This window comes from Macellibacteroides fermentans, assembly GCF_013409575.1.
In the GTDB taxonomy this organism is placed as follows: domain Bacteria; phylum Bacteroidota; class Bacteroidia; order Bacteroidales; family Tannerellaceae; genus Macellibacteroides; species Macellibacteroides fermentans.
Map to the genome: position 1 here is coordinate 1 of NZ_JACCCY010000004.1, position 25,802 is coordinate 25,802.

The 25,802-nt window shown below is 42.6% G+C and carries 22 protein-coding genes and 1 pseudogene; 17 read left to right on the forward strand and 6 right to left on the reverse strand.

All coding sequences use genetic code 11. The features are described 5' to 3' along the window. From F5613_RS12745 to F5613_RS12755, 3 genes are all read left to right on the forward strand, one after another. Positions 1-1,167, forward strand: a 1,167-nt coding sequence (locus tag F5613_RS12745; protein ID WP_317171250.1) for a glycoside hydrolase family 2 protein, incomplete at its 5' end; no start/stop codon positions are given. Between the two features lie 181 nt (positions 1,168-1,348). Next, positions 1,349-4,504 (forward strand): TonB-dependent receptor, encoded by a 3,156-nt coding sequence (locus F5613_RS12750; protein ID WP_179400049.1) that lies wholly within the window; start codon positions 1,349-1,351, stop codon positions 4,502-4,504. Between the two features lie 107 nt (positions 4,505-4,611). Continuing rightward, positions 4,612-5,820 carry an alkaline phosphatase family protein gene (locus F5613_RS12755; protein WP_179400050.1) on the forward strand — a complete coding sequence of 403 codons (1,209 nt, stop codon included), beginning with the start codon at positions 4,612-4,614 and terminating at the stop codon, positions 5,818-5,820. A gap of 14 nt (positions 5,821-5,834) precedes the next feature. Here F5613_RS12755 and F5613_RS12760 read toward each other — a convergent pair whose 3' ends face one another. The 4 genes and pseudogenes from F5613_RS12760 to F5613_RS12775 all read right to left on the reverse strand — a co-directional run bounded on the left by F5613_RS12760 (position 5,835) and on the right by F5613_RS12775 (position 9,838). Continuing rightward, positions 5,835-6,491: a hypothetical protein gene (locus tag F5613_RS12760; protein ID WP_179400051.1), complete on the reverse strand. Its 657-nt coding sequence runs from the start codon at positions 6,489-6,491 to the stop codon at positions 5,835-5,837. 12 nt (positions 6,492-6,503) lie between these two features. Beyond that, positions 6,504-8,663, reverse strand: a complete 2,160-nt coding sequence (locus tag F5613_RS12765; protein WP_179400052.1) for a TonB-dependent receptor — start codon at positions 8,661-8,663, stop codon at positions 6,504-6,506. Between the two features lie 175 nt (positions 8,664-8,838). Continuing rightward, a complete protein-coding gene (locus F5613_RS12770; protein WP_179400053.1) occupies positions 8,839-9,252 on the reverse strand; it encodes an NUDIX hydrolase in 414 nt (137 codons plus the stop codon). Positions 9,253-9,257: 5 nt separating this feature from the next. Next, positions 9,258-9,838 (reverse strand): annotated as a pseudogene (locus tag F5613_RS12775) (LOG family protein). Between the two features lie 289 nt (positions 9,839-10,127). Between F5613_RS12775 and F5613_RS12780 the strand changes: the two are divergent. After that, the gene (locus F5613_RS12780; protein WP_179400054.1) at positions 10,128-11,039 is read left to right on the forward strand and encodes a LytR/AlgR family response regulator transcription factor; all 912 of its coding nucleotides are present in this window, start codon (positions 10,128-10,130) and stop codon (positions 11,037-11,039) included. A 28-nt stretch (positions 11,040-11,067) separates the two neighbouring features. Beyond that, on the forward strand, positions 11,068-11,691 hold the full coding sequence (locus F5613_RS12785; protein ID WP_179400274.1) for an HAD family hydrolase: 624 nt from the start codon (positions 11,068-11,070) through the stop codon (positions 11,689-11,691). 589 nt (positions 11,692-12,280) lie between these two features. On the opposite strand, the gene F5613_RS12790 is transcribed toward F5613_RS12785, so the two are convergent. Together F5613_RS12790 and F5613_RS12795 are read right to left on the reverse strand one after the other, a co-directional pair. Next, positions 12,281-12,754: a methylated-DNA--[protein]-cysteine S-methyltransferase gene (locus F5613_RS12790; protein WP_179400055.1), complete on the reverse strand. Its 474-nt coding sequence runs from the start codon at positions 12,752-12,754 to the stop codon at positions 12,281-12,283. Position 12,755: 1 nt separating this feature from the next. Beyond that, a complete protein-coding gene (locus tag F5613_RS12795) occupies positions 12,756-13,445 on the reverse strand; it encodes an SIR2 family NAD-dependent protein deacylase (RefSeq protein WP_079682257.1) in 690 nt (229 codons plus the stop codon). Positions 13,446-13,759: 314 nt separating this feature from the next. Here F5613_RS12795 and F5613_RS12800 point away from each other — a divergent pair, with 314 nt between their 5' ends. The 12 genes from F5613_RS12800 to tpiA all read left to right on the forward strand — a co-directional run bounded on the left by F5613_RS12800 (position 13,760) and on the right by tpiA (position 25,745). Next, a complete protein-coding gene (locus F5613_RS12800) occupies positions 13,760-14,347 on the forward strand; it encodes an FKBP-type peptidyl-prolyl cis-trans isomerase (protein ID WP_079682098.1) in 588 nt (195 codons plus the stop codon). A gap of 20 nt (positions 14,348-14,367) precedes the next feature. Then, the gene (locus F5613_RS12805; protein WP_179400056.1) at positions 14,368-15,063 is read left to right on the forward strand and encodes an FKBP-type peptidyl-prolyl cis-trans isomerase; all 696 of its coding nucleotides are present in this window, start codon (positions 14,368-14,370) and stop codon (positions 15,061-15,063) included. A gap of 165 nt (positions 15,064-15,228) precedes the next feature. Further along, positions 15,229-15,693, forward strand: a complete 465-nt coding sequence (locus F5613_RS12810) for an Lrp/AsnC family transcriptional regulator (RefSeq protein ID WP_079682096.1) — start codon at positions 15,229-15,231, stop codon at positions 15,691-15,693. A 120-nt stretch (positions 15,694-15,813) separates the two neighbouring features. After that, entirely contained in the window at positions 15,814-17,199 is a 1,386-nt protein-coding gene (locus F5613_RS12815; protein WP_079682095.1) for a S8 family peptidase, read from the forward strand. Continuing rightward, entirely contained in the window at positions 17,183-18,583 is a 1,401-nt protein-coding gene (xseA, locus tag F5613_RS12820; RefSeq protein ID WP_179400057.1) for an exodeoxyribonuclease VII large subunit, read from the forward strand. The genes F5613_RS12815 and xseA overlap by 17 nt, the downstream gene beginning before the upstream one ends. Before the next feature lie 17 nt (positions 18,584-18,600). Continuing rightward, entirely contained in the window at positions 18,601-18,798 is a 198-nt protein-coding gene (gene xseB / locus F5613_RS12825) for an exodeoxyribonuclease VII small subunit (protein ID WP_068186397.1), read from the forward strand. 32 nt (positions 18,799-18,830) lie between these two features. Further along, positions 18,831-19,517 carry a 2-C-methyl-D-erythritol 4-phosphate cytidylyltransferase gene (locus F5613_RS12830; RefSeq protein ID WP_179400058.1) on the forward strand — a complete coding sequence of 229 codons (687 nt, stop codon included), beginning with the start codon at positions 18,831-18,833 and terminating at the stop codon, positions 19,515-19,517. An 11-nt stretch (positions 19,518-19,528) separates the two neighbouring features. Continuing rightward, entirely contained in the window at positions 19,529-21,625 is a 2,097-nt protein-coding gene (recG, locus tag F5613_RS12835; RefSeq protein WP_179400059.1) for an ATP-dependent DNA helicase RecG, read from the forward strand. 205 nt (positions 21,626-21,830) lie between these two features. Next, on the forward strand, positions 21,831-23,033 hold the full coding sequence (locus F5613_RS12840) for a M23 family metallopeptidase (RefSeq protein ID WP_179400060.1): 1,203 nt from the start codon (positions 21,831-21,833) through the stop codon (positions 23,031-23,033). Positions 23,034-23,126: 93 nt separating this feature from the next. Next, positions 23,127-23,672 (forward strand): DUF1599 domain-containing protein, encoded by a 546-nt coding sequence (locus tag F5613_RS12845; RefSeq protein WP_179400061.1) that lies wholly within the window; start codon positions 23,127-23,129, stop codon positions 23,670-23,672. 1 nt (position 23,673) lies between these two features. After that, positions 23,674-24,957, forward strand: coding sequence for a BT_3928 family protein (locus F5613_RS12850; protein WP_179400062.1), 1,284 nt, complete (start codon positions 23,674-23,676; stop codon positions 24,955-24,957). 32 nt (positions 24,958-24,989) lie between these two features. Then, positions 24,990-25,745 carry a triose-phosphate isomerase gene (tpiA, locus tag F5613_RS12855; protein WP_179400063.1) on the forward strand — a complete coding sequence of 252 codons (756 nt, stop codon included), beginning with the start codon at positions 24,990-24,992 and terminating at the stop codon, positions 25,743-25,745. Positions 25,746-25,802: the final 57 nt, after the last annotated feature.

Here is a 25,802-nt window from a genome sequence, read left to right on the forward strand (position 1 = left end):
ACTGCAATCAAGGCTATTCCGGATGTTGACAAGGAGTTGGTAGATGTAACTGTTTCTGCTGCTAAGTGTTGTGCAGCCGATTATATTGAAGTGGCTATCCTGGACGGAGGAAAACAGATTGCAACAGCTAAGGGCGTTGCCGGTAAGGCATTGCGCCTGGCAGTGAAGAGTCCGAAGTTATGGAGTCCCGAAAATCCGGTTCTTTACGATATGAAGGTTCTTTGTTTCAGCAATGGTAAGAAGATTGACGAAGTTTCATCATATACCGCGATGCGTAAGATTTCAACAAAAAGAGATGCAAACGGCATTATGCGTATGCAATTGAACAACAAAGATTATTTCCAATATGGTCCGCTTGACCAGGGTTGGTGGCCCGATGGTCTGTATACAGCTCCAACAGACGAAGCATTGTTGTATGATATCAAAAAGACTAAGGACTGGGGTTTCAATATGATTCGTAAGCACGTAAAGGTGGAGCCTGCACGTTGGTATTATCATTGTGATAAGGAAGGTATCCTGGTTTGGCAGGATATGCCTAGCGGCGATCACGGAAACCGTTGGGAACCTCATGTATATAATGGCGGAACCGATAAAAACAGAAGCAACGAATCCATCGCTAACTACTATCAGGAATGGAAAGAGATTATGGATCTGTGCATCTCGCATCCTTCGGTTGTAATGTGGGTGCCTTTTAATGAAGCCTGGGGTCAGTTTAAAACTGAAGAGGTGATTGCGTGGACTAAGAAGTATGATCCATCCCGCTTGGTTAATCCGGCCAGTGGAGGAAACCATCGTGCTTGCGGTGATGTATTGGATTTACACAATTATCCGGGACCGAATATGTTCTTGTTTGATGCTGTAAGAGTAAATGTATTGGGCGAGTACGGCGGAATCGGACTTCCATTGGAAGGTCACCTGTGGCAACAAGGCAAAAACTGGGGATATGTTCAGTTCAAGAACAGCGATGAGGTGACAGCCGAATACGTGAAGTTTGCCAATGAGTTGAAAGACATGGTTAAACGAGGATTTTCTGCTGCAGTTTATACCCAGACTACCGATGTAGAGGGCGAAGTGAACGGGTTGATGACCTACGATCGTAAAGTAATAAAAATTAACGAAAAGGCCGTTAAGGAGGCAAATCAGAGCGTGATTCGCATGCTTGAATAAACTATACTGATTGTTTGATATTTAAGTCGGATTTCAAAGATGTTGCAGAAATGTTAAATCTTTGAATTCCGACTTTTTTATGTCAAAAAATGTAATATGAATGTAATGATATGTTAAACATTAACTGCTATATTTGCAATGTATAATATGGCAATTTAACACATTTATCCTCAAACCATTTATGAAAAAGTATTGTTTTGTTCTATTAATGATGTTGTTCTTTACAACCCTATCGTATGCACAGGTTACAACATCTGCAATCTCAGGTAAAATTGTGGATGTACAAAAGCAGGCACTACCAGGTGCAACGGTAGTTGCCATTCACCTTCCTTCGGGAACTTATTACAGCGGTGTTTCAAACGTAGATGGCTATTATGCAATTATGGGTATGAAGCCCGGAGGCCCCTATCGGATTGAAACTCGTTACATCGGGTATGAAAAGTCGGATTTAGTAGGAATCAACCTCCCTTTGGGCGAGACTTTCATCTATAATCCGGTTATGAATGAATCTTCAATTGCACTTAATGAATTGGTAGTAGTAGCTGCGCCTGGTTTTAATACGCAACGAACAGGAGCTTCGGCCAACATCTCTTCGCAGCAATTGCAGCTGATGCCTTCAATTTCAAGAAGCGTAAGCGACTTTACAAGATTGGTCCCTCAGGCAGCCTCATCCAATGGAGGTACCTCTTTTTCCGGAACAAACAATCGTTACAATAGTTTTCAGGTAGACGGAGTGGTGAACAACGACGTGTTTGGTCTGGCAGGTACCGGAACCAACGGCGGACAGGCTGGTATTCAGCCCATATCTCTGGATGCTATTGAACAGATTCAGGTGGTTATTGCCCCGTACGACGTTCGCCAGAGTGGTTTTACCGGCGGAGGAATCAATGCGATCACCAAATCGGGAAGTAACGATTTCAAGGGAAGTGCTTATTTCTATGGTAATAACCAGGATTTTGTGGGTACCACTGCCGGAAAGAATGTGGAAAACAGGAAGAAGCTGGACAAGCAGACAGATATGCAGTTTGGTGTAAGTCTTGGTGGAGCACTTATCAAGAATAAACTATTCTTCTTTGTGAACGGCGAAATAACCGACAAAAGTTATCCTACCTCCTACAATGTAGGTGAAGGATCGAATGTTACCAAAGAGGAGGCCGATCAGGTGATGAACCACCTGATGTCAATCTCGGGCGGTTACAACGGAGGCGGATATGGTCCGATGGATGTTACCACTAAATCGTATAAGATACTCGAGCGTATCGACTGGAACATAAACGATAACAATAAGTTTACGCTCCGCCATAGTTATGTAAGCGGAAAACAGCTTAACTACTCGCTTTCGGCCAACGGATTACGCTTTAATGACAATGGTTATTATATGAACAGCAAGACACACACATTTGCTGCCGAATTGAATACGAAGCTTAACAACACGATGAATAACGAGTTGCGCGTAGGATATACACGTGTTCGTGATAACCGCGATTTCGGTTCTACTCCTTTCCCATATGTTAAGGTGAAACTTGATAATTTACGGTATATTGAAATGGGTACGGAGCGTTACTCAACAGCCAACCGCCTGGATCAGGATATTGTTACTTTAACCGATAACTTTAACCTGAGCTTTGGTTCGCATCAGCTTACCTTCGGAACACACAACGAACTGTTCATGTTGGAAAATCTTTTCATCCGCGAGAACTTTGGTTCCTATGTGTATAGTTCTTTAGCCGACTTCCTGTCTATCGGTTCCGCCAAAGAGGCAAAGCCGGAGGAATATAATTATTCATTTTCAAATGAAACAATTACCGGAAGTAAGAATTGGGCTCCCTCCTTCGGAGCCATGCAGCTGGGGTTATATGTGCAGGATAAATGGAATCTGACCGATAACTTTAACTTTACCTATGGTTTACGGGTTGATATACCGCTCTATTTGGATAAGCCCAGTATAAATGAAAAGTTTAATGCCTCCGAGATTGCAAAATCGCGTGATCTGGCTACAAACAAAATGCCGTCATCTACACCGTTATTTTCTCCCCGTGTAGGTTTCAGATGGGATATCAACAGAGATAATTCATTTCTGCTTCGAGGCGGGGCAGGTATCTTTACGGGAAGAATCCCGTTCGTATGGATTTCAAACTCTTTCGGAAATACCGGCGTAGAGTATATACGTACACGTTTGCAGACTGCCGATCTGAAAAATATTAATTTCAAATTTAGTCCGGATCCCTATAACCAGCCGTTGGGCAAGGCGATGACCAGTACTGAGGTAGACGTGGTGTCGAAAGATTTTAAATATCCGCAGTCATTCCGTGTAAACCTGGCTGTCGAAAAAATGCTTCCGTTTGATATCCGTGGAACCCTGGAAGGTATCTATACCAAGAAGATGAACGACATCTATTATCAGAATATCAATATCGAAGAGTCGGGCAAAATGTTGAATAATTTTAAGGATAAACGTCCCTTATACGGACCTTCTATTTCTGCCGATTATACATCTGTTATCCTGTTAAGCAATACCAACGAAGGTTATTCTTACAACGTAACAGGAAAGTTGGAGAAATCGTTCGACTTCGGATTAGACCTGATGGCTGCCTATACCTACGGTGTATCGAAAGGGGTGAACGACGGTACATCCAGTCAGGCCTACTCCAACTGGTCATACAATGAAAACTGGCGCGGATCCAATAACCCGGAGGTTTCTTATACCGATTTCGATCAGCCTCACCGTATTATCGCTTCGGCATCTTACAAGGTGGCCTACGGAAAGAACCTGGCCACTTCCATCGCTTTGTTTTACAGCGGAAACAGCGGCAGCCGCTATTCGTTGTGCTATAATGGCGATTTAAACAAGGATGGTGTAAAGGGAAATGATCTGATTTACGTTCCTACCAACTCGGAAATAGATGCCATGCTAATCAAACCTCTGACAAATCTGCCTGCCGATAAGCAACGGACCGACCTGAAGGCCTATATCAACAGCGAAGAAAGTGGCTTGAAAGATTTACAGGGTAAGTATGCCGAAAGAAACGGACTGATTACGCCATTCGAACATCATTTCGATTTACGCATCATGCAGGACTTCTATCTGATGGTAGGAGGTAGAAAGCATACTTTGCAAGTAAACCTGGATGTGTTGAATATCGGTAATTTGTTTAACAGAGCCTGGGGTACCGTAAATTCGCCGGGTTATTCCTATACGCCGATAAAGGTTGAAAGCATCGCTTCGGATGGTACACCTACCTTCTCGTTTACCAAACCAGCCAGCAATGCTTTGTACAACCAGAGCGATTATAATTCACGCTGGAGAGCTCAGCTGGGTGTAAGGTATATTTTCTAATTCACTCAGACCAAATAGGGTGTTAAACTGTTATATCTTGAAAAAGGCTGCTGCTCCATGTGGCGCCTTTTTCTTTTACCTGCTTTTATATTTAAAATTATGAGCCGATGAATAAGAATATGTTTGTTTTATTTCTGGCCCTATTCCTTACATGGAGTTTTTCTGCCTGTAAGACGACACGCCAGGAAAGATACGTTGTGGTTTTATCTATGGACGGCTTTCGGGACGATTATCCCGGAAGGGGACATACGCCTACGCTCGATTCGTTGGCCAAGGTTGGAGTCAGGGCCTCCTTTGTTCCCTGTTTCCCCAGTGTGACCTTTCCAAACCATTATAGTATGGCTACGGGTTTGCATCCCAATAACCATGGGTTGGTCAACAATTCGTTTTACGACAGTACCATGCAGAAAATGTACCGCATCAAGGATCGGGAGGCTGTATCCAATCCGGCTTTCTATGGCGGTGAGCCGGTATGGAACACTGCCGAGCGTCAGGGCGTGAAGGCAGCTACCTATTTTTGGGTTGGATCTGAAGCTCCTGTAGGAGGAAAGCACAATTCGATCTGGAAAGTGTTTGATAGTTCGGTGCCTTATAATGATAGAGCCGACTCTGTGGTTGCCTGGCTTTCGTTGCCCCAAGAGCAACGGCCTCATTTGGTGATGTGGTATATCGAAGAGCCCGATGCCATCGGTCATGATGCCACCCCCGATTCATCTGCGGTAATTGACAAAGTGGAAGAGCTTGATGCCGTTCTGGCCCGTTTCTTCTCCAAGGTTAATAAACTGGATATCGCACCTAAAATTGATTTTATCGTGACGTCCGATCACGGGATGGCAACCTTTGTTCCCGATAAATATGTAAATCTGGGAGATTATCTTCCCAGGGATAGTTTCAAATTTGTTTTCGACGGAGTGCCTACCGTTCTTTATCCAAAACCCGGATACACGGATACAGCTTACGAAATTTTGAAAAAGGTTCCGAACATCACTGTGTGGAAGAAAGAAGAGGTTCCGGCCCGTTATCAGTATGGCTCGAATGCCCGCATCGGAGATTTGATTGTATTACCGGATGTGGGATGTATGGTCCAGTTCCGTGACAAGGGTAACCCTTGGTTAGGAGGGGCACATGGATATGACAATTTTGATCCTACCATGCAGGCTATCTTTTATGCATCCGGGCCTTCCTTTAAAAAGAATGTAACACACCCGTCGCTTCCCAATATAAGTCTCTATCCGCTCATCTGCCGGCTGTTGAAAATTAAACCGGCTCCCAATGATGCGGATAGTGTGGACCTGGATGGATTGTTGAAGAAATAAAGCGGTTTCCCGGGTTATTGTTTGTCGCATTCAAGCAATAACCGGGTTACCTCCTCTTTTCCCCAGGATGGGTAGAAGGGTTTATCCTTTCGGGATTCGTACAACTCCTTCGCTTTTAGCAGCTCTTTGCAGAATTCGGGCGAAGTTTGTCCCATAAACTTTGCCATATCCCGGTTGAAGCGGGCCAGCAGGTAAACGGGTCTCGGATTGGACGGATCGATGGCGATGGCGGCTTTGTATGCTCCGATAAGTTCGCCGAAAAGAGCCGGACCGTTGTTCTCCGGATCGGCAGCGACCTGAGCATTAAGCGCAAACCCGGCAAGCGTCGAGACTTCCGACTTATCAGCATCCGGATAGTTGTTCAGCTTTTTTGCCAGCTCTTTTGCTTCCGTGATATAAGTCAGCTTTGTCTCTTTGTTTTCGTTTACAAAGGAAAGAATGATATCCACATAGCTTGTGTAATATACAGGCAGCCATTGATCCGTGAATTTCATGGAAATCCGCTCCATGGTATTTCGTGCGTTAACAAGGTCCTGGGGACTTTCGGCATCTTGCAGCGACGTGTATGCCCGGGTCATGATATCCGAAAACTCCGGTTGCGCATTCTGAGCGTTGATAAATCCGAAGCCGGACAGAGACAGAATCAGTAAAAACAATTTCATTTTTTTCATTTTTGTGGTGTATTAAAAGTTTGAAACATCGTATGCTGTATTACCGCTGAGGGTGATAAAAATACCGATCATAAAGAAACTGTTGCGCGAAGCGTTCACCGGGCTGCTTGCGAAGGCTCCGTCTTCTCCCCGCGAGCTGGAATACGTATAATTGTATACATTGTTTCTTCCCAGGATGTTGGAGGCAGAAGCATGAATAATCACCTTTTTGTTTAACAGAAAACTGATACTCAAATCCAGACTATTATAGGGTGAGGTTGTATGCTGCATGAATCCCTCTTCGTTGGGATTATGGTACGGTCGGCCGCTGGCGTAGCGGTCGGTTATGCCGATAGTGGACCGGATGGGCTGAACCCAGTATTTGAGTGCCAGCGACAGATTGTGCCTGGTGGCATATTGAGGCATAGCCTCTGCGGGATAGTCCCCGTATTTTCGTTTGGAATCATTATAGGAATAAGCCAGCATATACTCCAGGTTCTTAACCACCTCGCGGTCATTCAGGAAAAGATCAATTCCCCTGGCATAACCGTAGCCGTCGGATGTGTAGATGCTATTCAGGTTGGTTGCCAGGTTATGATATTTCTTATTATAGACCTCGAGGCGGAAGGTTTTTCCATTCGCTTCGTGATAGGCCCCGAGAATATACTGCCAGCAACGTTCGGCCGACAGGTGTTGATTCCGGAGCAGGAAACTGTTTTCGGGAAGCTGCTGATACAATCCGGCGATGGCCGACAGATAGAAGTCCTTCATCTTATACGTAAGCGACGCGCGGGGGAGAATCTGCCAGTGGTCGTTCAGGGATGTCTGTTCCACCCGTGCCGAAACATTTCCTTGCAAGCTGGTCGACAGGTTGAAGTCGTTTATTAGAAACAGCGAGTTGATGCTATGGCTAATCTCGCCCCCTGTCAGGATTGCCGGAGGATACATGTAAGACAACGAATCTCGCCGAAGCATGCTTTCGGCACCGGCGGTCAGCTTATATAGATTGCTGTAACGTTTTTCTGCTTTTATTTTCAGATGAATTTCGCTTTCCGTCTCCTTTAATGCATCGGAGGCAAGCCTGGCTCCATCCATTCGTTTCTTGTTGGACGAAATGGCAACGCCCGAAAAGAATTTGTAACCTTTTCCCAATGTCTTTCTAAAAGTACTGTTCAGGTACAGATTATCCTCCTCAAAATCCATTCGGCGATTGATCGGATTAAAGGCTTCGCTGGTATGCTGGGCAAACGAGGTGCGGTCGTACGCCAGATATGTTTTCCAGATCCCTTTATTTGCCAATGTTTTTCGGAACTGGCTCTCGCCTGAGATTCGTTGGTAGGGGTTGATCCAGTCATAGCTGTCCGGAAACAACTTGTTGTATGGTCCGATGTTCTGGTAATCGCCGTTGAAGGAGAGCGAAGAGTTTGCCCATGCTTTGGTGCCCCCTCCACCCATACCTACGGATAACAGGCTGACGCCGATTTTGGTAACCGGACTTTCGTCTTTTGTAGTTAGAGGGAGTACGCTGGACAAACTTTGGGAATAATCGGAAGAGAAGCCTCCCGACGAGAAGTTAATCCCTTCAAATAAGAATGGAGAGTACCTGCCCCGTGCGGCCGAGTTTTCGGGCGTATAGGTGTAGGGCGATAGTACGTGCATCTCGTCAATAAAGGTCTGCGCCTCACGACTGTCGCCGCCACGCACCATCAACTTACCGCTTTCGCCTGCGGCCTGCACTCCCGGCAATAAGGCAATGCCGTTGTAAATATCGCCCACAGCTCCGGCGGTTGTCGCGATGCTTACCGGCGACATCTCTTTCCATTTGGAACTTCCCTGTAACCGATAATTCCCTGCAGTAACAAATACCTCCTGTAATGCAACGTTTTGAGGATGCAACACCAGATGTACCCGGCCCATCCCGGATGCTTCACCCTTCATATACGCAGGGGTGTATCCTAACATCTGGGCGCACAGGGTGATTTCGCCCTTGGCTGTGGTTTTGAAATCAAACGAACCGTCCTCTCTGCTGCTTGTTCCCTCCAGCGTTTCCCGGATGTAAATATTCACGCTCATCATCGGCGCACCTTTATCGTCTACAACGATTCCGGCAACGGTGTACGTCTGCGCATACGAAATAGCTGTCTGAAGTAAGAAGACAGAAAGAAAAAAGAGCAATCGGCAATGTGTTTTCATTATCGCAATCCTATTTGATTTGGGAGCAAAGAAAAACTATGTTTGCTTCTAAATCAAATAGTTGGGATAAACAACTAGCTTTTGATCTGTTCGTCTAATTTATAGTACGATTGAACGTTCGACCCATTATTTTTATGCTGAATCAACTCATATCCTTGAATAAAGAGGTAGGATGTTAATGTAAAACTTTGTCTTTGATAAGCTTGTCAAATACGAGTAAAACGCCAGGTACCTGTGCAGGCTCTGATTGATACATCTTGATATCGAAAAATCTGACTTCGCCTATTTCATTCTTAGGTTCAATTTTTTCGTTCAATTGATAAATAAAGCAATCCTGCTCCATTATAATAGGGGGTTCTTCTCCATAAGCCGGAGCGGTAATATGACAATAATATTTCAATCGCTCAGCATTCAGCACAATATTCAGTTCTTCAAAGATTTCTCTTTGTAGAGTTTCTAAAGAGCTTTCTCCATCGTCAATTTTCCCACCAGGCAGATACCAGGCTTTTTTGTTTTTACTATAGGCTAAAAGGAGTTTGTCTCCTTTCACAACCACCAGTCCTGCTGTCGGCAATGCTTTATTTCCCATTAAAGTTAGATTTCGCTTTTATTAATCCACTTCCCAAAAGCAGGAGCTTTGTAGTTTTTCATTTTATCGATTAAATCATCAATGTCGTCACTTAAGATTAGCATTTCCTGATTAGCTTGTTTTAAAAAACCATTGTCTACCATTTTCTGTATAAGCGATAACAGTTCGTCGTAAAATCCATTGGTGTTAAGAATTGCAACCGGTTTTTATGCAATCCGAGCTGAGCCCATGTAAGCATTTCAAAAAATTCTTCGAGTGTTCCAAAACCTCCCGGAAGTGTAATGATTCCGTCCGAAAGCTCATCCATTTTTGTTTTCCGTTGATGCATTGTTTCAACTAAAATCAGTTCGGTTAAATTGTCGTGACCAATTTCAACTTTTTGCAGAAAGGTGGGCAACACTCCGATAGCTTTACCGTTATTGTCTAACACCCCGTTTGCAACAGCCCCCATTAAACCAACATTTGCACCACCATAAACGAGTTCAATATTTTGTTCTGCCAATGTTTTACCTAGGTTGTAGGCTTCTTGTTCATATATTTTTTCTGTTCCAAAACTGGAACCGCAGAATACACTAATTCTTTTCATTGTTTTAATTTATTATCAATTATGAGTTACATTCGTATTGTAAAAAGAATACGTCAGGATGCATTTCGTAAACAGGCAGCTTTTTACTTTTTAATGAGCAAAATTATTAAAATAAAACTTCGGTTCAAATAACATGAACTCAAAATCCAACTTCACTCCGCCTGCCCGCATTAAAAAAGTGAATGCAGATTTAGGCTCTATAGGTTGAAGATCAATCTAATGCAGGTAAACTTTATTAATCTGCTTTTATATTGTATTTTTGTAACGTATAACGTTATCTGTGTTATAAATGAATACTCAAATTTCGACTCGTCTGGGCAGATTAAAGGAAGTTGTAGATAAACCATACCCTTTTGTGTATGGTGGCTGGAAGTCGGCTGTCATAGTAGGACTCGCTGTTTTTTTGTTCTTATTCACCTTTGAACCTCTGGGCCTTAATCGATTTCCCGGGAATACGTTTTTTTATACGCTGGGCTTTGGACTTATAACCATTGCATGTCTGCTTTTTGATTATTGGTTGATTAACCAGTTCATGAAAAGAGTGAAGATCCTTTGGACTGTCTGGTGCGAGATTCTTTGGAATATCTTTTTCCTTTCTACGATTGCTATAGGAAACGGAATCTATAATGCTGTTGTGGGATTCTTCTTTTTCCACCAGGATATTTGGGGGGCTCTCCAATTATCCAATGCTTTTATCGTAACCTTTCCTGTCGGAATCTTGTTTGCTATAATATTTGCATTAAGTAGGAATGCCGGCATAAAAGTGATGCAGAGAGACAACAATACGGTGGATGCCGTGACCGGATCTCAAGCAAGAGAAAGCATGGATTTTATCTGTATCTCATCTGTAAATAAGAAAGATCCGGATGTGGTACTTACGGCAGATCGTATACTGTATATCGAATCCATGGGGAATTTGCTTAAAATCCATTACTTATCGGACGAAGCGAAAGTGACAACAAGAGTGGTGCGTAATACGTTGAAAAATCTGGCTGTACTGGAGCATCCGGATCTGTATCGTTGTCACCGGTCCTTTGTTTTGAATCGTAGGATGATAAATCAGATAAACGGCAACTCCAACGGTTATATGGTAAAACTTATGCATGTTGAGGATGAGATTCCGGTATCCAGAAAATACGCGGCCGACTTTATCCAGATGCAGAACGCTGACCGGACCAGTTATACCAGACAAGAAACTTGAAGTAGAAATAACAATGTAATAAATAGAAATTGAAATGATAAAGAATATTGTTTTTGATTTAGGAGGAGTTATAATGGACCTGGATACAGATCGGGCGGTAAGCCGGTTTGTTGAAATAGGGGTGAAAAACGCACCGGAATTGGTAAATGCCTATCAACAGAAAGGGGTTTTCCTGGAACTGGAGGAGGGATTGGCCGACCGGGAAACGTTTTGTAAAAAGTTAAGTGAGTATGCGGGTAAGGAAATATCCGATGAGGAGGCCCTGAATGCCTGGAGAGGTTTTATTACGGACATTCCCCAATATAAATTAGATTATATACTGGATTTGAGAAGCAAATATAAGTTGTACCTGCTAAGTAATACGAATCCTTTTATTTTAGAATGGGCCCGAACCTCGTCTTTTACGGAGGCTGGTCGACCCATTACTGCCTATTTTGATAAGATTTATGCCTCCTACGAGGTGGGAATTACAAAACCCAACAAAGAAATATTCGAATTCATGCTTAAAGATAGCGGAATGATTCCGTCGGAGACGTTGTTTATCGATGATGGCATTCGTAATGTGGAAATGGCTTCCAGTATGGGGATTGTTACATACTGTCCAGAGAATAAAGAGGATTGGCGTGCCGCAGTCGACTCTTTCTTAGTATAAGTATCCGGATAAAGGACCATATAAACCGATTGCTACGGAGAAGTATATCTTTCCCTTAAGCCTTTTATATTTTTCAATACGAGGACTTATTCGTTTGTCAGCTGTCTGCTTTGCGTTTGACAATTGTTGAATGCAAAGTAGACAGCTGTATAACTTGCATTCAACATATGACAAACGAATAGTTGTTCGTTATGAAACAAATAGTTGCTCGTATGCTAAGGGATAGTTGACTTAACAGATCGGGATAAAAGATAAAAGTTTTAGGGAGAAAGGATTATACGGTTGTATAAAATGAAAAGAGGGTACCCGTAAGGATACCCTCTTTGTTGTAGATGTAAGATTTTGGTAATGAAACAACATGTGAGGTTTTATGCTCTATTGTTGTTTATATTGCAAATCTAAAGCTATATTTTGGTTATTCCTAATTAAAAGGGAAAATAATAACTATTGTGTTGCAAAACATATGGATTTGTCCGATTCCGGGCATGTATATCCCTTTTATTGGAATGATTCACTCCAAATCATACAAAATGCCAGCGTTAATTTGGCTGGGTATGTCAAGGTAATTGCCGTTTGGAGGCAACACAAATTAAATGTGATTGTTTTTTTCTTCAAGATCGAGAAGAAATCTTTTCATTTCAGGACCATAAGCATAGCCTCCTACATTGCCATCTGCAAGTACCACCCGGTGACAAGGAACAATAATAAAGATCTGGTTCTTGCCATTGGCAGACCCTGCAGCCCGGTAGGCCTTGGTATTACCGGCTCTTTTTGCAAGTTCCTGATACGAGATCTGTTTGCCGTAAGGGATTAGTTGCAACTCTTCCCAAACACGCTGCTGAAAGGGAGTCCCCTCCTGTAGTAAAGGCAGATCAAAAGAGGTCCGTTTCCCTTCAAAATACTCTTCAAGTTGCCAGATGGTCTCTTGCAGAATCGGATTTACCGACTCTTCTCTTTCGGCGGATGGTTCGGCAACCCAGCGTGCCATGATCAAATGAGTCTCGGTGGCTCGTAACTCGATCCACCCGATGGGTGATTTTATGTAAGTAGCATAGACTTTCATTTTATATATCTTTTAGTAGTTTTGTAAGAATACCAACACCTTCGGATGCTCCGGCCCTGATTATATGCAGGTCACGACGGGACGTGTAAACATCCATCGGGTCAATTAAGAATACAGGCTGTCTTCTGCGTACATAATTCAGCAGACCGGCAGCCGGATAAACATTGAGAGAGGTCCCGATAATTACAAAGATGTCCGACTGTTCTGTCAGCTCAATAGCCGGTTCAATCATCGGAACAGCCTCTCCAAACCACACAATGTGGGGGCGCAGCTGATCTCCATACGGATCTTTGTCTCCTAAATGAATATCGCAATTGCTTTCGGATAATTCGTAAATCCGCTCAGGGTGATTAACGGAGCGGACTTTCATCAATTCGCCGTGCAGATGAAGTACATGACTGCTTCCTGCCTGTTCGTGCAGATTATCAATGTTTTGGGTGATAATACGCACATCGAACTCCTTTTCCAGTCTCGCCAGACCGATATGTCCTTCATTAGGCTTCGCAGCAAGCAGTTCCCTCCGCCGGTGGTTATAAAAATTGAACACCAGCTCCGGATTGGCTGCAAATCCTTCCGGAGATGCCACATCCTCAATGCGATGCTTTTCCCATAACCCATCCGATCCCCTAAAGGTGGAAAGTCCGCTTTCCGCACTCATCCCCGCACCGGTAAGAACTACAAGTTTCTTCATTCGGATTTCTTTTTTTACAAAATATTCATCCACGAAGTTACAAAAACTTGTTTATAATAGATCATTGGGAGCTGTTTTTTTGTCAAAATGACATAAAAACTTGTACTGATACTTATTCCGTTTGTGTATCTGCGTGCATTTGGAATTGAATTCTTGAGGAATGCATGCAAGGTATGTTTAATAAATCCATAATCTTGCTGAAAAAAGAATAGGTCACTTTTTTTGATAGCTCTTTAAAAAGTTTAGCGGATTTAATATAATTACCATTAAATGTGTTACTTTTGTGGCTCTTAATAAGTTGAATTAGACAAAGAATGGATAAAGTTAGTTACGCTTTGGGTTTAAGTATTGGAAATAATTTCCAGAACTCAGGTATCAATAATCTTCAGATTGAAGATTTTGTAAAGGGATTAAAGGATGTGCTTGGAGATGCGAAGCCGGAAATCAGCTATGATGAGGCTAAACAAGTTATCAATGACTTCTTTATGAAGTTGCAAAATGAAAAGCTGGAAGTTAACCTGAAGGCTGGCGAGGAATTCCTGAAAATAAACAAACATAAGGCAGGTGTTGTGGAATTGCCCAGCGGCTTGCAGTATGAAATCCTTAAAAGCGGTTCGGGAGCCAAACCGACAGCTGCAGATACAGTAAAATGTCATTACCATGGTACGTTGATTAATGGAACTGTTTTTGATAGTTCTGTTGAAAGAGGTGTGCCTGCAGAATTTGGCGTTTCACAGGTGATTCCTGGTTGGGTGGAAGCCCTTCAGCTGATGGAGGTGGGTGCTAAATGGAGATTGTTTATCCCTTCGGCTCTTGCATACGGAGCTCATGGTGCCGGCGAAGTGATTGAGCCGAACAGCACATTGGTTTTTGATGTTGAATTATTGGATATTGTAAAGTAATAAATACTAAAAGGATTAAAATGAAAAAAGCAAGTGTTTTAGTTGCAGCAATGGCTGTGGCTGTTGGCGTTTCCGCTACTTCTTGTGACTCTAAAAAGAGTGCAAATTTAAAGAGTGCTATCGATAGCGCCAGTTATGCAATTGGTGTAAGCACAGGTGCCGGTTACAAAGAAAATTTGAAAACATTACCAGATAGCGCTAATGTTGATGCATTGATCGCTGGTTTTACTGCTGCTCTTAAAGGTAAGGAAACAAGCATGACTCCGGAAGCTGCTCAAGCTTACCTGCAAACTTACTTTATGGAAGCTTCAACAAAACAAGCTACCAAAACAAAGGAAGAAGGCGATAAATTCCTGGCAGAAAATAAAACCAAAGAAGGTGTAATTACTACCGAAAGCGGTTTGCAATATAAGGTTATCACCGAAGGTACAGGTGCAAAACCAACTGCTACAGACAATGTAAAAGTACACTACAAAGGAACGTTGCTGGATGGAACTGTATTTGACAGCTCAATCGAGAGAGGTGAACCTGCTCAGTTTGGTGTTGGTCAGGTAATCAAAGGCTGGACAGAAGGTTTGCAGCTGATGCCTGTAGGATCAAAATATATTTTCTGGATTCCGGGAGACCTTGCTTATGGCGAAAGAGGTGCAGGACAGGATATTAAACCTAATTCAACACTTGTATTTGAAGTGGAATTGCTGGAAATTGTAAAATAATTTCATTATTTATATCTTAATGGCGGGTAATATATGCTTTTTAGCATTAATTACCCGCCATTATTATTTATTTTGCACTTTTTTCTTTCAGATTGCTATGTGAATCAAAAAATATATATACTTTTGATACTTTAATTGAAATGTGTATATTAATTTAAAGCAAATATGGAGAAGATCGACAAACTGGACCGGCAAATTCTGAACATTATTTCAAAGAATGCCAGGATTCCTTTCAAGGATGTTGCAGAAGAATGTGGCGTTTCTCGTGCAGCCATTCACCAACGCGTACAACGCATGATTGATATGAATGTAATTGTTGGATCAGGTTATCACATCAATCCGAAGATATTAGGATATAATACATGCACTTATATCGGAGTGAAACTGGAAAAAGGTTCAATGTACAAGGATGTGGTGCCCGAATTTGAAAAAATACCCGAAGTGGTGGAATGTCATTTTACTACTGGTCCGTATACAATGCTTATCAAATTGTATGCTAGAGATAACGAACACCTGATGGAATTGTTGAATTCACAGATTCAGGAAATCGAAGGTGTTACGGCTACGGAAACTCTTATTTCTCTGAGACAAAGTGTTAAACGTGAAATTCCTATTTGTAACGTACTGTAAGATGGTTTACAAATAAAAAAGCCCTGTGTCTTTGGATGCAGGGCTTTTTTATTGTCCGTCAGCCTGTTTTCTTTTTTATTTAAAGAAGGATTACTACCTTTGCTTACTAAAAATAGAATCATGCTTAAAACCATACAAAAAATATTTTTTTTAGGAGCATTTGGATTGTTGATCTCTGCTACCGTTAGTGGAAGCCACTCGTATCGCTTTCGTGTGTATCTGAAGGATAAAGGTAATACAGGTTATAGTATTGACCGTCCGGAAGAATTTCTCTCCAAAGAGGCCCTGGAAAGACGTGCTCAGCGTAAAGTGGCTGTAACAAGTTCGGATATTCCAATTTCAGAATCATACATAGACAGTCTTTCTTCTACCGGAGCCGAACCTGTGGCTCAAAGCAAATGGATGTCTACGGTGGTTATGAATTCTCCTGATAGTTTGGTGGTGGACAAATTGAAAGCACTCTCTTTCGTTGATTCTGTAAAATGGGTTTGGAAAGGCGAAGCAGATTATCCTAAGAATTTGGAACCTGATACCTCGAAATTCTACCCCTCAGATCTGCCCGTGGCTAATTATTATGGTCAGGCTGATTCCCAGATAAGCATGTTGAATGGAGTAAAACTGCATCAGGCAGGATTTAGGGGACAGGGGATGCATATAGCTGTTATTGATGCGGGATTTCAAAATGTAAACCGTATTTCTGTTTTTGATTCCCTGAGGTTGCTGGGTACAAAGAATATTGTTTCGCCCGGTCAGAGTGTGTATGAAAGTGATGACCACGGAACAAAAGTGCTTTCTTGTATGGCGGCCAACAGCCCGGGTGTGATGGTAGGTACAGCACCTGATGCTTCTTACTGGCTTATTAAAAGTGAAGATAACCGTTCTGAATTTCCTGTAGAGGAGGATTATTGGGTAGCTGCGGTAGAATTTGCCGATAGTGTTGGCGTAGACGTTATTACCTCATCTTTGGGATACTTCATGTTTGATACCGAAGATTCCGTTTACAGTCAGTGTTCTCTGGACGGTAAAACGGCTTTAATAAGTAAAGCTGCTTCAATGGCGGCAGATAAAGGCATTTTATTGTTCAGCAGTGCCGGAAATGAAGGTGCCAGCTCCTGGGGTAAGATTACTTTCCCGGGCGATGCCGACGAGATAGTGACGGTTGGAGCAGTTACGGATGATAAAAAGAAAAGTACTTTCAGCTCGATCGGATTTACAGCCGATTACCGTGTAAAACCAGATGTTGTAGCCTTAGGAAGCGGATGCAGCGTTGTGGATGCCTCGGGCAATATCACCTATGCAAACGGAACCTCTTTTGCCACGCCTATTCTGGCCGGATTGTCAGTGTGCCTGTGGCAGGCAGTACCGGAACTTACACCTAAGGAGATGATTGATACCCTTCAACGGGCCGGACATATCAGTAGTCATCCGGATGCAGAATTGGGATATGGTTTGCCCGATTTGTATAAAGCCTATAAATCACAGTGTAAACATGTATCGGAACGATGAGAATTTGGGCGAATCAAGGCAGGAGTTTACGCTGCTGGAACTAAATAACCGTATCAAAGGGGTAATACAACAGAGTTTCCCCGATACGTATTGGGTGCGTGCGGAGATGAGCGATGTAAGACAGCATGCCGCCTCCGGTCATTGTTACCTCGAATTTGTTGAAAAACATCCGGTAAACGGACAATTGCTGGCAAAAGCCAGAGGGTCTATCTGGGCTAAAACCTTCCGGATGATAAAGCCTTATTTCGAGATGGAGACGGGGCAATCTTTTGCTTCCGGTATTAAAGTGCTGGTAAAGGTTACCGTAGAATTCCATGAATTGTATGGATATAGTCTCACGGTGGTCGACATTGATCCTACCTATACGTTGGGCGACATGGTGCGCAGACGCATGGAGATAATTAAGCAACTTCAGGAAGAGGGAGTCTTTTCCTTAAACAAGGAGCTGGATTGTCCACTGCTCCCGCAACGAATAGCGGTTATCACATCTCCTTCTGCAGCTGGATACGAAGACTTTATGAAGCAGCTTGTTCAGAATAAATCCGGTTATATTTTTTATACACATCTTTTTCCGGCGATTATGCAAGGCGAAAAAACGGAAGAGTCTGTAATTGGAGCATTGGATAAAGTGTACCGGCATCTGGATTGCTTCGATGTGGTTGTTATAATAAGAGGAGGTGGGGCTACCTCAGATCTGCATAGTTTCGACTCTTACCTGCTGGCAGCCAATTGTGCACAGTTTCCGTTGCCGATCATTACCGGTATTGGTCACGAACGGGATGATACCGTTGTTGATATGGTTGCCAACACTCGCATGAAAACACCTACAGCTGTAGCCGAATTTCTTATAAACCGGATGGATGATGCAGCTGATCGGCTAAATACTTTACAGGAGAAATGCAGTTCCAAAGCAATCGAAATCTTAACTGAGCGTAAGAACAGCCTCGATTTACTTGCAACCATGCTTCCTTCAATGGTGACGAGCCGATTGACATCCAATCATTCTTCGTTACAACTATTGGGTATGAAGTTGCCATCTTTGGCAAATAATCTGTTGGAGCAGAATCGGTTCGCATTGCAGCGGTTGGTCGTTACTTTGCCTGCTACTGCTAAGCAGAATATGGAACGTAAAAATTCCGTGTTTGAGAAAATTGATTCTATGTTCCGGAAATCGGTGGATGATTTCCTTTTGAAAAGGAAACATGCCTTAGAACTTTCCGAGCAATATGTTTCCCTGGCATCGCCCGAAAATATCCTGCGAAAGGGATATAGTTTAATTTATAAGAATGGGCGCCTGGTGAAAAGATCCGTCGATCTGCATGAAGGAGACGAGCTCTCCATTCACTTTATTGATGGGGATAAGAAGAGTAGAATTATTGAATGATAAAACTGGATTAGGTTATGGATATAAAAGAAGAATCATATAACGAGGCAATCGAAAAGCTTCGGTTGATTGTTGAAGCAATAGAGAAGGGTGATCTGGAGGTTGATCTTCTTTCGGAGAAGGTTAAAGAGGCAAGCCGGTTGATTAAACTCTGTAAAGACAAACTCTATAAGGCCGATCTTGAGGTTAAAAAAGTACTGGAAGAGTTGGAATAATTGCCGGTATCACTTCTAAAACATATCTTTTTATGAACGAATTACCCAAATATGTGCTGATTGTGGCCGGAGGTAGGGGGTTGCGGATGGGAGAACAGCTTCCTAAGCAATTTATTCCGATAGCAGGGAAGCCCGTACTAATGCATACGTTGGATGCCTTTGTCCGTTACGATGCATCGGTGCGCCTTATTGTTGTGCTTCCCGAATCGCATCAACAATATTGGCAGGACTTATGCAGAGAATATAATTTTTCTGTTCCGCATCAAATAGCTACCGGGGGTGAAACCCGTTTCCACTCGGTGAGAAATGGATTGAAATTGGTAAATTCATCCGGGTTGGTCGCTATTCACGACGGGGTGCGTCCTTTGGTGACGACCGACGTTATTGATGCCTGCTTCAGGGCTGCGGCATCCGATAAAGCGGCTATTCCGGTGTTGCCGATGATAGATTCTCTGCGCGAATATAATGCAACGGGGAGTATGCCGGTGGACCGGACTCGTTATTGCTCTGTGCAGACTCCGCAGGTATTTGATTCAGCAACAGTCTTGTCGGCTTACGATGTCCCATTTGATGAGTGCTTCACCGATGATGCTTCCGTTGTTGAATCTAGCGGACATCCGGTTACGTTGGTAGCTGGCAACCGTGAGAATATTAAAATTACAACACCCTTTGATCTGCTGATTGCCGAGGCTGTATTGAAGGGGCGTACTAACATTTAGCTGATTGATATATGATTGACCTGGAAAGAAGATCGATTGTTTATTTACCGGGGGTAGGTCCAAAGAAAGCCGAACTTCTTGAAAAAGAGATCGGTGTACGTTCCTATGCCGATTTATTAAGCTTTTATCCTTATAAATACATTGATCGTTCCAGATTTTATAAGATTAGCGAAATAGAGGGTAATATGCCCTATATTCAGCTAAAAGGACGTTTTCAATATTTTGAGACAGTAGGCGAAGGCAAGAGCAAACGATTGATAGGTAAATTTACCGATGGTACCGGGGTGATTGATCTGGTTTGGTTCAAAGGGGTTCATTATATTCTGGAGAAATATAAACCGGGCGTGGATTTTATTGTTTTCGGTAAACCGGTTGCTTTTGGAAGGGTATTTAGTATTCCGCATCCGGATATTGATCCCATTAGTAGTTTGGAGCAGGTGGCCTCTGGGTTGACTCCTTACTATTCAACTACAGAAAAGATGAAAAAAGCTTTTTTGAATTCCCGGGCGATTCAGAATCTGGTGTATAATGTATTGTATTCATCGCTGGATGAATTGACCGATTTATTGCCGGAATATCTTTTAAAGCGTGTTGGCATGATTTCTTTTGAAGAAGCCATGTGTCAGATTCATTTCCCGGATTCGGCCGAAAAGTTACGTGAAGCACAGACTCGTTTGAAGTTTGAAGAGCTATTTTATATCCAGTTAAATATGCTGCAGACTTCCAGTCAGCGTAAGATGCGCATCAAGGGGCTGGTCTTTTCGCGTGTTGGGTCCTACTTTAATACCTTCTATTCTGAATATCTGCCGTTTGAACTTACAGGGGCTCAAAAGAGGGTGGTGCGCGAGATACGTACCGATATGGGAAGCGGCAGACAAATGAACCGCTTGCTGCAGGGGGATGTCGGTAGTGGGAAAACCTTGGTTGCCTTGTTGTCGATGCTTTTGGCTTTGGATAATGGGTATCAGGCCTGTATGATGGCTCCAACCGAAATTCTGGCAACCCAGCATTTTGCAACAGTCGAAGGTTTCTTGAAAGATATGGATGTGAAGGTGGCTCTCCTTACCGGTTCAACGCGAAAGAAGGAACGGGAACGTTTGCTGGCACAGATAGCCGAAGGAGAGATTCAGATTTTAATTGGAACACATGCCCTGATAGAAGATACCGTTGTGTTTTCATCCCTTGGATTGGCTATCATCGACGAGCAACATCGCTTTGGTGTTGAGCAGCGTTCCAGGTTATGGAAAAAAAACAAGCAGATCCCGCATGTGTTGGTTATGACTGCCACACCCATCCCGCGTACCCTGGCTATGACGCTTTATGGGGACCTGGATGTGTCTGTAATAGACGAATTGCCTCCCGGCAGGAAACCGATTAAGACAGTCCATCGATACGATACCAATAAGAAGCTGCTATACGAATTTTTAAGAAAGGAAATCAACCTGGGCAGGCAGGTTTATGTGGTTTTTCCACTTATTGAAGGAAGTGAGAAGCTGGACTACAAGGACTTGGAAGAGGGATATGAGATTTTTAAGGATGTTTTCCCCGAATTTACGGTGAGTATGGTGCACGGACGGATGAAGGCGGCCGATAAAGAGGCCGAAATGAAACGATTCATCTCAGGTGAAGCTCATATATTATTGGCTACTACTGTTATAGAGGTGGGTGTCAATGTCCCTAATGCTTCAGTGATGGTTATTGAAAGCGCCGAAAGATTCGGATTGTCGCAATTGCATCAGCTGAGAGGCAGGGTGGGAAGGGGTGCCGAGCAGTCATACTGTGTACTTGTGTCTTCCTACAAGCTCAGCAATGATACCCGTAAGCGCCTTGAAATTATGGTTAACAGTAATGATGGCTTTGAAATTGCGGAAGCCGACCTTCGCCTTCGTGGTCACGGAGATCTGGAAGGCACCCGGCAGAGCGGCGAGGGGATAGATCTCAAAATTGCCGATCTCGCAGCAGACGGTCAGCTGCTTCAATATGCCCGTGATATGGCTCAAATGATATTAGCCGAAGATCCGGACCTTACGGAAGATAGAAATCGAATGCTGAACTATAAGCTTAAGAAGCTTTTTTCCAACAAAATAAACTGGGGAATGATTAGTTAATGTGTTGTAAAACATGCTTTGATCTAATTTGCTTTAATTCAATAATTTAAAGTTGTATTTTAAATCTTGTTTAGACTTATTGCCGAAATTTTTCTTCAATTAGTTTGGCTGGTATACTCTAAAATACGAACTTTGACATGTTGGCTATGTAACCCGATATGTCTATCGGTTGGTCACCCCCCTATTTAAGTTAATTATACAACAAATGAGCATAAGAACATTATTATTCCTCTGCGGTTTCTTTTTTGTGGCATCAGCGGCAACTCCGCTGACTCCCGTAAAAAAGAAAGTTGCAAACCGTATGCGTCAAATGGACACAAAGGTTACGGAACTTATGGCCGATCGCGTTGGCTTTAAAAAAGAAATGGCAGCTAAAGAGCTGTCGGATTTAAATTCCAAAATGTTGGAGGCAGAATTGGCTGAAGAAGACAAAATGTTTCCTGCCGATGAGTTATACGGTTCAATTTGGGACAACCGCTGGGTGAATCCCTATAAGAAAGAGGATCTTACTTTACCTGATTCTTTTCGTATTGACTGTTCAACTTTTGTTCTGCCTGTAACCAGCGAAGTAAACGTAACTTCAAAGTATGGTCCGCGAAGACGCAGAATGCACCGCGGAATAGACTTGAAGGTGCAGATAGGTGATACAATCCGTGCCGCATTTGACGGTAAAATCCGTATCAAGAATTACGAGAGAAGAGGATACGGTTACTACGTGGTGGTTCGCCATCCCAACGGTCTTGAAACTATTTACGGACACCTTTCTCATTTTCTGGTTGATGTGAACGACCAAGTTAAGGCTGGTGATCCGATTGCTTTAGGAGGAAATACCGGCCGTTCAACGGGCTCACATCTTCATTTTGAAACACGCTTCCTGGGTAAAGATATAGACCCTGCTGATATTATTGATTTTGAAAATGGAGTTCCTCACGAGGATTTGTATGTTTTCCATAATGTAAAGATCAATGGCAGAAACAGTAATGTATATACCTCTTCAGGAGATCAGATGGTTTATCACCGGGTGAAATCAGGAGATACATTGGGCGCAATTGCCCGCCGGTATGGAACGTCCGTAAGTCAGCTGTGTAAATTGAATGGATTGAAGAGCACTTCCGTTTTACGTTTAGGTCAGGCAATCCGTTGCAGTGCAGGTTCAACAACACGTACGGCTTCTGTTAAGAATGAGTCGGGCAACGATGAAAAATCAACGGTATCAAGCAGTAAGAAAAAGAATATTACTGTCGAAACATCATCAGACAATAATGCAACCTATCATCGTATCAAATCTGGCGACACTTTAGGTGCTATCGCACGTAAGTACGGTACTTCTGTAGGTAAGATTTGCGAATTGAATGGCATTTCCAAGACAACAACTTTACGACTCGGACGTTCATTGCGTTGTTCGTAACGTCACATTTATAGAACAAAAGGCACAGTTGCTTAGTAGCTTCTGTGCCTTTTGTCGTTTTTTATTATCTTTGTACCATAATTTTATCTTCATATGGCAGATACAATAGCACAATTTGAAAAGGTTATAGCCCTTTGTCGGGATTTATTCCAGAAAAAACTGGTTGATTATGGTCCTTCCTGGAGGATAATGCGTCCACAGTCAATTACTGATCAAATATTCATCAAGGCAAATAGAATACGGAGTCTTGAGTTGAAGGGTGTCAGTATGGTGGATGAAGGCATAAAGCCCGAATTTATAGGCATTGTCAACTATGGGGTGATAGGGTTGATACAACTTGCGAAAGGTTTTGCCGATACTACCGATATGACAGCCGAAGAGGCGATGACTCTGTATGATAAATATATTACTGAAACAAAAGAGTTGATGTATGCTAAAAATCATGATTATGACGAAGCCTGGCGAAGTATGCGTATCAGCTCCTATACAGATTTAATTCTGATGAAGATTTATCGTACAAAACAAATCGAATCGCATAATGGCAAGACCATCGTTTCGGAAGGAATAGATGCGAATTATATGGATATGATTAACTATGCAATCTTTGGACTGATAAAATTAGAATTCGGAGAGGAGTGATATGGTTAGGACAGAGCTGGTAAAAAAAGTAGTTGCGGAAATTAGCCGTTTGCTGATTGGCGTTGTTTTTATTTTTTCGGGAATAGTTAAGGCTATTGATCCGGTTGGTGGAGCAATAAAGATCGGCGACTATCTTATGGCTTTTGGTTTTACCTGGCTGTCTTCTTTTGAATTGCTGCTGACTTTCTGTCTTTCGGCTGCCGAATTCACCTTGGGCGTTTGTATGCTGCTAGGGGTGTATCGCAGGTATTCATCCTTTTTTGTTCTGGTATTTATGTTGTTTATGACTCCTCTCACCCTCTATCTGGCACTATTTAATCCGGTGTCGGATTGTGGATGTTTCGGTGATGCAATAGTTCTGACAAACTGGGAAACTTTTTTAAAAAATATAGTTCTGCTAGCCGCAGCAGTAGTCGCTTTTATCTATAATCGGTATATATGTAATTTCTATACCTTTAAGGCCTATTGGTTTGTTACGCTATTTGCCTATTTATTCTGTATAGGCTTTAACTACAGTAATTACAGTCATCTCCCCATTATTGATTTCAGACCGTTCAAAGTAGGGGCCGATATTCCGGTATTGGTGTCGATACCCGACAATGCGCCTGCCGATGAGTATGCATATTATTTTACCTACGAAAAGGACGGAGTAAAGAAAGAATTCTCATTGGAAAATTATCCTGCGGATGATTCTACCTGGACATACGTTAGCTCGCGTTCCGATTTGATTAAGAAGGGGTATGTACCCCCGGTTCCCGGATTTGTACTGTATGACAGTGCATCAGTTGATATTACGGATGAAGTTCTTCGTAACAAAGGGCCAATGTTCTGGCTTGTTATTCCTTCAATAGAAAAGGCGGACGATAAAAATATCGATGCAATAAATAATGTATTTGACTTTGCCCAGGAACAGGGGTATCCGTTTTATTGTTTAACAGGGTCTTCCCGTGAATCAATGACCGACTGGGAAAATAATACGGGTTCGGAATATACATTTATTACAACGGATGATGTTTTACTTAAGACTATGATTCGTGCTAATCCGGGATTGATTCTTATTAATGACGGGGTAATTCGGGCAAAATGGAATCCCAACGATTTGCCTGACGAGGATTACATTAAAGAAACAATGCAGAACCATCTGGACGGGAAGTCTGTTAATCCAAAAGAAGATGACGGTATATTATTCATGTTATTGAGTTTTACCGTACCTTTGCTGCTTGTTTGGATATATGATTATTTTAGAAATCGGAGGAAACGTTCTGATAAGCAAATTGAGAGTTGATATTTTATATTATATATTTAATTAATTAAGACATGAGAAAAAATATTGTTGCAGGTAACTGGAAAATGAACACCACGCTGCAAGAAGGTCTTGAACTGGCAAAAGGTTTGGATGCTGCCCTGAAAGGCAAGGCAATCAACTGTGATGTAGTAATCGGTACTCCATTTACTCATTTGGCAAGTATTGCTGCTGCAATCGACACAAACAAAATTGGTGTAGCTGCAGAGAATTGCGCCGACAAAAACAGTGGTGCATATACAGGAGAGGTATCGGCTGCTATGGTTGCATCTACAGGTGCAAAGTATGTGATACTTGGCCATTCAGAAAGACGCGCTTATTATAACGAAACAGCCGAAATTCTGAAAGAAAAAGTTTTATTGGCATTGGCAAACGGACTTACACCTATTTTCTGTATCGGTGAAGTTCTGGAAGAAAGAGAAGCCGGAACGCATTTTGAAGTTGTTGATGCTCAGATTGCTGGCTCTTTGTTTGATCTTTCTGCCGAAGATTTTGGTAAATTGGTATTGGCTTACGAACCGGTTTGGGCAATTGGAACAGGTAAAACTGCTACAGCTGATCAAGCTCAGGAAATTCATGCACATATCCGTCAGACAATTGCTGGCAAGTATGGACAGACTGTTGCCGACGATTGCTCAATTCTTTACGGAGGTAGCTGTAATGCTTCAAATGCAAAAGAATTGTTTGCTAATCCGGATGTAGACGGTGGTCTGATTGGTGGTGCTTCTTTGGCTGTGGATAAATTCATGCCGATTATCGAAGCATTTTGATATTAAATGATTCAAAGGGGACGCTTCGTAACCCGAAGTGTCCCTATTCTTTTATTC

Coding starts and splice junctions, on each gene's coding strand:
- F5613_RS12750 (WP_179400049.1), top strand. CDS start 1,349: ATGAAAAAGTATTGTTTTGTTCTATTAATGATGTTGTTCTTTACAACC.
- F5613_RS12755 (WP_179400050.1), top strand. CDS start 4,612: ATGAATAAGAATATGTTTGTTTTATTTCTGGCCCTATTCCTTACATGG.
- F5613_RS12760 (WP_179400051.1), bottom strand. CDS start 6,491: ATGAAAAAAATGAAATTGTTTTTACTGATTCTGTCTCTGTCCGGCTTC.
- F5613_RS12765 (WP_179400052.1), bottom strand. CDS start 8,663: ATGAAAACACATTGCCGATTGCTCTTTTTTCTTTCTGTCTTCTTACTT.
- F5613_RS12770 (WP_179400053.1), bottom strand. CDS start 9,252: ATGGGAAATAAAGCATTGCCGACAGCAGGACTGGTGGTTGTGAAAGGA.
- F5613_RS12780 (WP_179400054.1), top strand. CDS start 10,128: ATGAATACTCAAATTTCGACTCGTCTGGGCAGATTAAAGGAAGTTGTA.
- F5613_RS12790 (WP_179400055.1), bottom strand. CDS start 12,754: ATGAAAGTCTATGCTACTTACATAAAATCACCCATCGGGTGGATCGAG.
- F5613_RS12795 (WP_079682257.1), bottom strand. CDS start 13,445: ATGAAGAAACTTGTAGTTCTTACCGGTGCGGGGATGAGTGCGGAAAGC.
- F5613_RS12800 (WP_079682098.1), top strand. CDS start 13,760: ATGGATAAAGTTAGTTACGCTTTGGGTTTAAGTATTGGAAATAATTTC.
- F5613_RS12805 (WP_179400056.1), top strand. CDS start 14,368: ATGAAAAAAGCAAGTGTTTTAGTTGCAGCAATGGCTGTGGCTGTTGGC.
- F5613_RS12810 (WP_079682096.1), top strand. CDS start 15,229: ATGGAGAAGATCGACAAACTGGACCGGCAAATTCTGAACATTATTTCA.
- F5613_RS12815 (WP_079682095.1), top strand. CDS start 15,814: ATGCTTAAAACCATACAAAAAATATTTTTTTTAGGAGCATTTGGATTG.
- xseA (WP_179400057.1), top strand. CDS start 17,183: ATGTATCGGAACGATGAGAATTTGGGCGAATCAAGGCAGGAGTTTACG.
- xseB (WP_068186397.1), top strand. CDS start 18,601: ATGGATATAAAAGAAGAATCATATAACGAGGCAATCGAAAAGCTTCGG.
- F5613_RS12830 (WP_179400058.1), top strand. CDS start 18,831: ATGAACGAATTACCCAAATATGTGCTGATTGTGGCCGGAGGTAGGGGG.
- recG (WP_179400059.1), top strand. CDS start 19,529: ATGATTGACCTGGAAAGAAGATCGATTGTTTATTTACCGGGGGTAGGT.
- F5613_RS12840 (WP_179400060.1), top strand. CDS start 21,831: ATGAGCATAAGAACATTATTATTCCTCTGCGGTTTCTTTTTTGTGGCA.
- F5613_RS12845 (WP_179400061.1), top strand. CDS start 23,127: ATGGCAGATACAATAGCACAATTTGAAAAGGTTATAGCCCTTTGTCGG.
- F5613_RS12850 (WP_179400062.1), top strand. CDS start 23,674: ATGGTTAGGACAGAGCTGGTAAAAAAAGTAGTTGCGGAAATTAGCCGT.
- tpiA (WP_179400063.1), top strand. CDS start 24,990: ATGAGAAAAAATATTGTTGCAGGTAACTGGAAAATGAACACCACGCTG.